Source organism: Mycobacterium sp. NGS67 (genome assembly GCF_059812185.1).
In genome coordinates, this window is record NZ_JCALCF010000001.1 from 310,349 (window position 1) to 318,044 (window position 7,696).

A 7,696-nucleotide genomic window follows, 5' to 3' on the forward strand; every position below is an offset into this window, starting at 1 on the left:
TTCATGGCCCCCCCTGCAACGCGGCCTCGATCACTGCCCGCCCGATCGGCGCGGCCAACGCGCCACCGGTCGCCGAGAGTCGATCGGCTCCGTTCTCCACCAGCACCGCCACCGCGATCTTGGGGGCCTGCGCGGGTGCGAAGGCGATGTACCACGCGTGCGGCGGCGTGTGCCGCGGGTCGGCGCCGTGCTCCGCGGTGCCCGTCTTGGATGCGATCTGCACGCCGGGAATGGCCCCTTTCTGCTGTGCGACTTTCTCGGCGCCGACCATCAACTCTGCTAGCTTAGCGGCGACCTGCGGCGACACCGCGCGCTGCTGCTGGTACGGAGCGCTGGTGCTGATGTTGGCCAGATCGGGGCCTTTGAGGCTCTCCACCAGGTAGGGCCGCATCAAGATGCCGCCGTTGGCGATGGCCGCCGCCACCTCGGCGTTCTGCAGCGGGGTGAGCGCTACGTCCTTCTGCCCGATACTCGTCATTCCCAGCGCGGCGCGGTCCGGTATCGCGCCGATGGTGGACTCGGCCACCTGCAGCGGTATCGGACTCGGCGTCTCATCGAGGCCGAACGCTCTGGCCATGTTGCGCAGCGCGTCGGCGCCGGCGAGCAGCCCGAGTTGGACGAAGGCGGTATTGCACGACTTGGCGAAGGCTTCGCTGAGCGACACCGTTTGACCGTCGTCGCACGGGGTGCCGCCGTAGTTCTCCAGCGTGGCGGTGCTGTTGGGCAGCGGGATGCTCGCCGCCGCGGTCAGCTGCGCGTTCTCGTTGGTGCCGGCAGCCAGCGCCGCGGCGGTGGTGATCACCTTGAACGTGGAGCCGGGCGGGTAGGTCTCCGAAATCGCCCGGTTGATCAGCGGGTTGTCCGGGCTGTCCCGAAGGCGCTGCCAGGTCTGTGCCTGGATGTCGGGGTTGTGCGAAGCCAGCAGGTTGGGGTCATACGACGGCGACGACACCAACGCCAGGATCTTGCCGGTCGAGGGTTCCAGGGCGACGACGGCACCCTTGCACGGCGGCCCTCCGCAACCCTCCTGCATCGCGTCCCAACCGGCCTGCTGAACGCGCGGGTTGATGGTCGTGTCCACGTTGCCGCCGCGCGGGTCGCGGCCGGTGAAGAAGTCCGCCAGGCGACGGCCGAACAGGCGCTCGTCGGAGCCGTTGAGCAACAGGTCCTCGGCCCGTTCCAGCCCGGCGCTGGAATAGCGCAGCGAATAGAACCCGGTGACCGGGGCGTAGACCGCGGGGTTGGGATAGACCCGCAGGAAGCGGAACCGGCTGTCGGTGGCCACCGAGTAGGCCAGCAGTTGGCCGCCGGCGATGATCTGACCGCGCTGGCGGGAGTACTCGTCGAGCAGGACGCGCTGGTTGCGTGGGTCGGCGCGCAGCCCGTCGGCGGTGAAAACCTGCGTTATCGTGGCGTTGAGCAGCAGCAACACGATCAGCGCCATCACGGTCACCGAGATCCGGCGCAGCGAGGTGTTCATACGCGCTCGATCACCTCGGTGCTGGCCGCCGCGATCGGTGACTTCTGGCGCGGACGGGTGCGCAGCGGGCGCCGGGCACCGTCGGAGATGCGGGCCAGGATCGCCAGCAGCACGTAATTGGCCAACAGTGACGACCCGCCGTAAGACATCCACGGCGTGGTCAGCCCGGTGAGCGGGATCAGTTTGGTGACCCCGCCGACGACGATGAACAGCTGGATGGCCAACGTCGAGGCCAGACCCGCGGCCAGCAGCTTGCCGAAGCTGTCGCGGGTGGCGATCGCGGTGCGCATGCCGCGGATGATGACGATCGTGTAGAGCATCAGGATGCTGGCCAGGCCGACCAGACCCAATTCCTCGCCGAAGGCGGCGATGATGAAGTCGGTGGACGCCGCCGGTACGGTGTCGGGCTGACCGTTACCCAGGCCGGTGCCGAAGACGCCCCCGGTGGCGAAGCTGAACAGTGCCTGCACCATCTGATAGCCGTTGCCGTCGGGATCGGCGAACGGATCCAGCCAGGTCTGGACCCGCACCCGCACATGGTCGAACGAGTAGTACGCGATGACGCTGCCCCCGGCGAACAGCACCAGCCCCAGCACCACCCAGCTGAACCGTTGCGTGGCCAGATAGACCACCACGAGAAACGACGAGTACAGCAGCAGCGACGTGCCCAGATCTTTTTCGAAGACCATCACGCCCACCGAGATCACCCACGCGGCCAGCAGCGGAGCGAGGTCACGGGGACGCGGCAGGGTCATGCCCATCAGGTGTTTGCCGGCGCTGGTGAACAGACTGCGTTTGGCCACCAGGACCGCCGCGAAGAAGATCAGCAGCAGGATCTTGGAGAATTCGGCCGGCTGGATCGAGAAGCCGGGCAGCCGGATCCAGATCTTGGCGCCGTTCTGCTCGGACAGCGACCTGGGCAGCAACGCGGGTATGACCAGGAACACCAGACCGCTCAAACCACAGACGTAGCCGTAGCGGGCGAGCTGGCGATGGTCCTTGAGAAAGGTGACGACCAGCGCGAACGACACCACCCCGACCAGGGTCCACAGCATCTGCTGGTTGGCGCTGGGGTGACCGTGGCGCCCGACTTCCTTGTCGACCAGGTCGAGCCGATGGATCATCACCAGGCCCAGACCGTTGAGCAGCGCGACCACCGGTAACAGCAGTGGATCGGTGAACGGGGCGAAGCGCCGGACAGCCAGGTGCGCGAAGATGAACAGCGTCAGAAACCCCAGCCCGTAGCTGAGCAGGTCCCAGTGCAGCCCTCGCTCTTGATTCGCCTCGACGATCAGCAGCGCGGCCACCGTGATCACCGTGGCGAAGATCAGCAGCAACAGCTCCGAGTTGCGCCGGGTCGGCAGCGGAGGAGTCACCGCAACCGGTGCGGGTAGTTCCGTCGTGGTCATGCCGCGGCCCGGCAGTCCACGCCTGGTGTCAGTCCGGGTTGAGGTGTTTCGGTCGATGCCGTCGGGGCAGGTGGCGGCGGTGTACTGCTGGTCTCGGTCGGCGGGGAGGTCTGGGTCGTCGACGGGCTCGTGCTGGACGTGGTGGTGGACGTCGTCGTCGGGGTCTCGGATCCCGGGGTGGGGGCCGGGCTGGATTGGGGGGTTCCACTGCTGCGGGTCGACGGTGCCGATGGCTCGGTCGAGGAGGTTGGGCGCTGCGGCGGGCACAGCGGTAGCAGGCCTTCGGTGACCAATTTGCGCAACTGATTGCTGGCGTCGTTCTGCGTTCCGGACGGCATCCCGGCCTCGGCCTGCGCCCGTGAGGCCGGGCGCAGGTCGTTCAGCTTGAGCAGCTGACAGTCTGACGGTTTGCTGCCGGGGTTGACCTCGGTCAGTTCATTTCGGTTATTCACGCAGGCCAACTTGTAGGTCTCGGTCAACAACCCCTGCACGCCCTGCATGATCGCGACCGTGCCGTTGTCGGCGGCGACGTAGTAGTAGCTGCGGATGATCGAGCGTCCGACGAACAGGCCGACCAGCAGCACCAGTAACGCGATCGTGCCCACCAGGAAGATGCGGCGCCGCGGCCAGCGCGGCTTCTTCGGCGGTTCTGCTTGCGGCGCAACACGTTTGGCGACTTCTTTGCGCGGCCTGATCGCCGATGCCCGGCCGGCCGCCGTGTTCGGCAGGGTCAGCTGGTCCTCGTCGCTGTCGCCGGACACCGCCCCGGCCAAGATCGGCTGGGTCTGGCCGAACTCGTCGTCGACGACGTCGGCGACCACGACGGTGACGTTGTCCGGTCCGCCACCGCGCAGCGCCAGTTCGATCAGCCGATAGGCGCTCTCGGCGACGTCGGCGATCTGCAGGGCCTCGGCGATGGTCTCGTTGCTGACCGGGTCGGACAGCCCGTCCGAGCACAGCAGGTAACGGTCGCCGGCGCGCGCTTCGCGCATCGTCAGCGTCGGCTCGACCTCGTGACCGGTCAACGCCCGCATGATCAACGACCGCTGCGGGTGGCTGTGCGCCTCCTCGGCGGTGATGCGACCCTCGTCGACCAGGGTCTGCACGAACGTGTCGTCCTTGGTGATCTGGGTCAATTCGCCGTCGCGGAACAGGTAGCCGCGTGAGTCGCCGATGTGTGCCAGCCCGAGGCGGTCACCCGCGAACAGGATCGCAGTCAGGGTGGTCCCCATACCTTCGAGGTCGGGTTCCATCTCGACCTGCGCGGCGATGGCGGAATTGCCTTCGCGCACCGCGGCGTCGAGCTTGGCCAGCAGGTCGCCACCAGGTTCGTCGTCGTCGAGGTGGGCCAGCGCGCCGATCACCAGTTGCGAGGCGACCTCGCCGGCGGCGTGACCACCCATGCCGTCGGCCAGGGCCAGCAGGCGCGCGCCCGCATAGACCGAGTCCTCGTTGTTGGCGCGTACCAGCCCGCGATCGCTGCGGGCGGCATAGCGCAGCACCAGGGTCACGAGCGCCACCCCCTGATCCCGGCCGCGCCGGCATCAGCGGCGTAAGCGCGGGTCACGGGCGCAGCTCGATCGCCGTTTTGCCGATCCGAACCGGCGTACCTATGGGAACTCGTACCGCAGTCGTCACCTTCGCCCTGTCAAGGTAAGTGCCGTTCGTCGAACCTAGATCTTCCACATACCATTCCGAACCGCGCTGAGACAGCCTGGCATGCCGAGTCGATGCGTAATCGTCAGTCAACACCAACGTGGAGTCGTCCGCGCGCCCGATCAACACCGGCTGCCCGCTGAGCGTGATCCGGGCGCCGGTCAGTGCGCCCTCGGTCACCACCAGATACCGCGCGGAGTCCCGGCGCTGCCGCGACGACAGCAAGCTGCCCCGCAAAGCCAGCCCGCGGCGGACCATGACCGCGCCCGTGGGCGCATAGATGTCCGTGCGCAGGATCCGCAATACCGACCAGATGAACAGCCACAACAGCATCAAAAACCCGGCACGCGTCAGTTGCAGTACCAAACCCTGCATCTGGCGGTCCTTTCCGTCCCGGCGCTGCCCACCTCGCGCCCGTGCTGACGAGCACCTCGGCAAAGTCACGATACTGGGACGCTGGTCGACGCGGCGAGAGGCTCGACAGCTTTTGCGCCGGTGGGCTCAGTGGATGCGGACGATGATCTCGGAATGACCTAGTCGGATCACGTCGCCGTCAGCCAATTGCCACTCCTGTACCGGTGCGTTGTTGACGGTGGTGCCGTTGGTGGAGTTCAGGTCAGACAGCAACGCAACCTGGCCGTCCCAACGGATCTCCAGGTGCCGACGCGACACTCCGGTGTCGGGCAACCGGAACTGGGCGTCCTGACCACGGCCGACGATGTTGGAACCGTCGCGCAGCTGATAGGTGCGACCACTGCCGTCGTCGAGCTGCAGGGTGACCTGCGTCGCCACCGAGCCGTAGCCGCCCTGCCCGTAGCCGCCGTATCCGCCGCCCTGCCCGTAGTCGGGAGCCGGCGGCTGACCGTAGTCGGAACTCTGCTGCTGGCCGTAGCCACCTTGGTCGCCGTAGCCACCCTGGTCGCCGTAGCCACCCTGGTCGCCGTAACCGCCCTGGTCGCCGTAGCCGCCCTGCTGCGGGGCGTAGCCGCCCGCCGCGGGCGAAGCCTCTGCGTACTGGGTGTACGCACTCGGGTCGTAGTCCTGACGGCCGTAGCCACCGCCCTGCTGGTAGCCCTGATCCTGATAACCGCCGCCCTGGTCGGGGTACGCCGAGCGCTGCGGTTCGGGCGGGGCCTGCGGCGCGCTCGGAGCGCCGTAGCCGGCGTCCTGGCGAGCCGGCTCGCGGCCGTAGTCGCCGTATTCTCCGTAGCCGCCGCCCTGCGGTTGGCCGTAACCGCCTTGCTGATAGCCCTGGTCCTGGCCGTAACCACCCTGCTGGCCGTAGCCGCCGCCGGGTGGGGCGGGCGGCGGAGCTTCGTGGGTCGGCGCGTACCCGCTCTGCCCCTGGTCGCCGTAGCCGCCCTGTTGTCCGTAGCCGCCCTGGTCGCCGTAGCCACCTTGCTGGCCGTAGCCGCCTTGGTCGCCGTAGCCACCTTGCTGGCCGTACCCGCCCTGGTCGCCATAGCCACCCTGCTGGCCGTAGCCGCCCTGCTGGCCGTACCCACCTTGGTCGCCGTAGCCGCCCTGCTGGCCGTACCCGCCCTGTTGGCCGTAGCCGCCCTGGTCGCCGTAGCCGCCCTGCTGGCCGTAGCCACCCTGCGGCGGGTAGCCCTGCTGGGGCGGGTAACCGCCCTGATCCTGCGGGTAGCCGCCGCGCGGGTCCTCCTGCGGACGCCCGTAGCGGTCGTCGTAGTACTCGTCCCGCCCCTGCCCCTGACCGCGGTAGCTTGGATTGTCAGTCATCGGTCGTACTCCTGGTTCTGCGCCAAACGCATGATTTGATTGTGGCCGGGCGGAATCGGTAGCTGTCGGGCGGGGCTCGACGTCGGGGTTGACAGTGCCGCGGGCGCGGAACTGGCCTGTATGCAGGCTCGAGGAATGCTCGAACCGTACGACCACATCACCATACGTTTGCCACCCCTGTTCTTGGATGAAGTCAGCCAAGTACCGAGCAAAAGCGCTCGACGTGAGTTCCGGATCGGCGTCCAACTTCTCCGAGTCGTGCACACTGAGGGTAATGATGTATTCGTTGGGTGCCAAAAGGCGATTTCCCTGCAGCGAGCGGACGCCGTCGGCGGCCTCGCGCCGAAGCATCGCTTCCACCTCTTGCGGGACGATCGAGCCGCCGAACACTCGGGCAAACGCGTCACCGACTGTCGCCTCGAGTTTGCGCTCGATGCGCTGAACCAGCCCTCGTTGGCTACCCATCGTTGCGCGCTCGCTTCACTAGGTCCCAGGAATTCTCGGCGGAGGGCAAACGACTCGGCCGCGTTTCGTCATCGTATCGCCGATACCGCGACGCGGCGGTCACGGTGCGCGTCGCGAGGGTTACATCGATACCGACCGGAGACCTGGGCGCAGCGGTTGGGGTGCAGGGCCACTACAGTGATATGGTCCTCCGGTTGTTTCGGGCGAGTGGCGGAATGGCAGACGCGCTGGCTTCAGGTGCCAGTGTCCTTCGGGACGTGGGGGTTCAAGTCCCCCTTCGCCCACAGTTGTGATGAGTCGCGTCATCGGTTACAGATGAGTCGCGTGATGGGTTACAGATTCCCCGGCCATCGGCCGGGGTTTTTCTGTTGGTTGGGCCGGTAGTTGGTGTCGGGGTCGATGGCCAGGGGCCAGTGGGTGAAGTCCGATTGCCAGCATTCGTTGGGTTGTTCGGCGGCAAAGCGCTTGTAGGAACTGCGGGGCCGCTTGCGCGGCTGTGGGGTAATCAGCCCGTGGTTGCGCAGGACGCGGCGGATGGTCGAGGTAGACGGAACAGGTAGTCCTTTTCGGGCCAGGTGTCCTTGCAACGTGACGGGGCCGGCGTCAAGACCGTCGGCGGTGAGTTGTTCGCGCAGTAACACAATCGCGGCGGTGACGTCGTCACCGATCGCACGGGGGTTGCTGGCGGGCCGGCGCGAGCGGGGCTCGACTGCGTCCAGGCCCCCGTCGTGATAGCGCTGGAGAAAACGGTAAATGTGTTGCCGAGAGATCCCGTAACAGCAGGTGGCATCCGTGACTGACAGGCGTCCGCTGAGGACTTCGAGTACGACCACTCGTGCTTTGGACATGAGCCATGACTGTCACCTATGACGCGACTCATCAAGCGTCTGCCCAGGTGTCACCCATGACGCGACTCATCTGTCACCTATATCGTGAACTCACC

The 7,696-nt window shown here is 67.0% G+C and carries 6 protein-coding genes and 1 tRNA gene; 1 reads left to right on the forward strand and 6 read right to left on the reverse strand.

The genetic code is table 11. The features are described from left to right. Position 1: 1 nt before the first annotated feature. The 5 genes from pbpA to AC5Y4D_RS01520 all read right to left on the reverse strand — a co-directional run bounded on the left by pbpA (position 2) and on the right by AC5Y4D_RS01520 (position 6,753). The gene (gene pbpA, locus AC5Y4D_RS01500) at positions 2-1,480 is read right to left on the reverse strand and encodes a D,D-transpeptidase PbpA (RefSeq protein ID WP_500036164.1); all 1,479 of its coding nucleotides are present in this window, start codon (positions 1,478-1,480) and stop codon (positions 2-4) included. Further along, on the reverse strand, positions 1,477-2,889 hold the full coding sequence (locus tag AC5Y4D_RS01505) for an FtsW/RodA/SpoVE family cell cycle protein (RefSeq protein ID WP_499942981.1): 1,413 nt from the start codon (positions 2,887-2,889) through the stop codon (positions 1,477-1,479). Before AC5Y4D_RS01505 ends, pbpA begins: the two co-directional genes overlap by 4 nt. After that, the gene (locus AC5Y4D_RS01510) at positions 2,886-4,400 is read right to left on the reverse strand and encodes a PP2C family protein-serine/threonine phosphatase (protein ID WP_500036172.1); all 1,515 of its coding nucleotides are present in this window, start codon (positions 4,398-4,400) and stop codon (positions 2,886-2,888) included. Before AC5Y4D_RS01510 ends, AC5Y4D_RS01505 begins: the two co-directional genes overlap by 4 nt. Positions 4,401-4,452: 52 nt before the next feature. After that, the gene (locus tag AC5Y4D_RS01515) at positions 4,453-4,920 is read right to left on the reverse strand and encodes an FHA domain-containing protein FhaB/FipA (protein WP_499942979.1); all 468 of its coding nucleotides are present in this window, start codon (positions 4,918-4,920) and stop codon (positions 4,453-4,455) included. 126 nt (positions 4,921-5,046) lie between these two features. Further along, positions 5,047-6,753, reverse strand: a complete 1,707-nt coding sequence (locus tag AC5Y4D_RS01520; RefSeq protein WP_499942977.1) for an FHA domain-containing protein — start codon at positions 6,751-6,753, stop codon at positions 5,047-5,049. Positions 6,754-6,954: 201 nt separating this feature from the next. Here AC5Y4D_RS01520 and AC5Y4D_RS01525 point away from each other — a divergent pair. Continuing rightward, positions 6,955-7,037 (forward strand) — tRNA-Leu (locus tag AC5Y4D_RS01525). 48 nt (positions 7,038-7,085) lie between these two features. Here the strand turns inward: AC5Y4D_RS01525 and AC5Y4D_RS01530 are convergent. Further along, positions 7,086-7,601 carry a helix-turn-helix domain-containing protein gene (locus AC5Y4D_RS01530; RefSeq protein WP_500036165.1) on the reverse strand — a complete coding sequence of 172 codons (516 nt, stop codon included), beginning with the start codon at positions 7,599-7,601 and terminating at the stop codon, positions 7,086-7,088. Positions 7,602-7,696 lie beyond the last annotated feature (95 nt).

Excerpts from the sequence above, each read along its gene's own strand:
- AC5Y4D_RS01520 (WP_499942977.1), bottom strand. The coding sequence starts at position 6,753 with ATGGGTAGCCAACGAGGGCTGGTTCAGCGCATCGAGCGCAAACTCGAG.
- pbpA (WP_500036164.1), bottom strand. The coding sequence starts at position 1,480 with ATGAACACCTCGCTGCGCCGGATCTCGGTGACCGTGATGGCGCTGATC.
- AC5Y4D_RS01515 (WP_499942979.1), bottom strand. The coding sequence starts at position 4,920 with ATGCAGGGTTTGGTACTGCAACTGACGCGTGCCGGGTTTTTGATGCTG.
- AC5Y4D_RS01505 (WP_499942981.1), bottom strand. The coding sequence starts at position 2,889 with ATGACCACGACGGAACTACCCGCACCGGTTGCGGTGACTCCTCCGCTG.
- AC5Y4D_RS01530 (WP_500036165.1), bottom strand. The coding sequence starts at position 7,601 with ATGTCCAAAGCACGAGTGGTCGTACTCGAAGTCCTCAGCGGACGCCTG.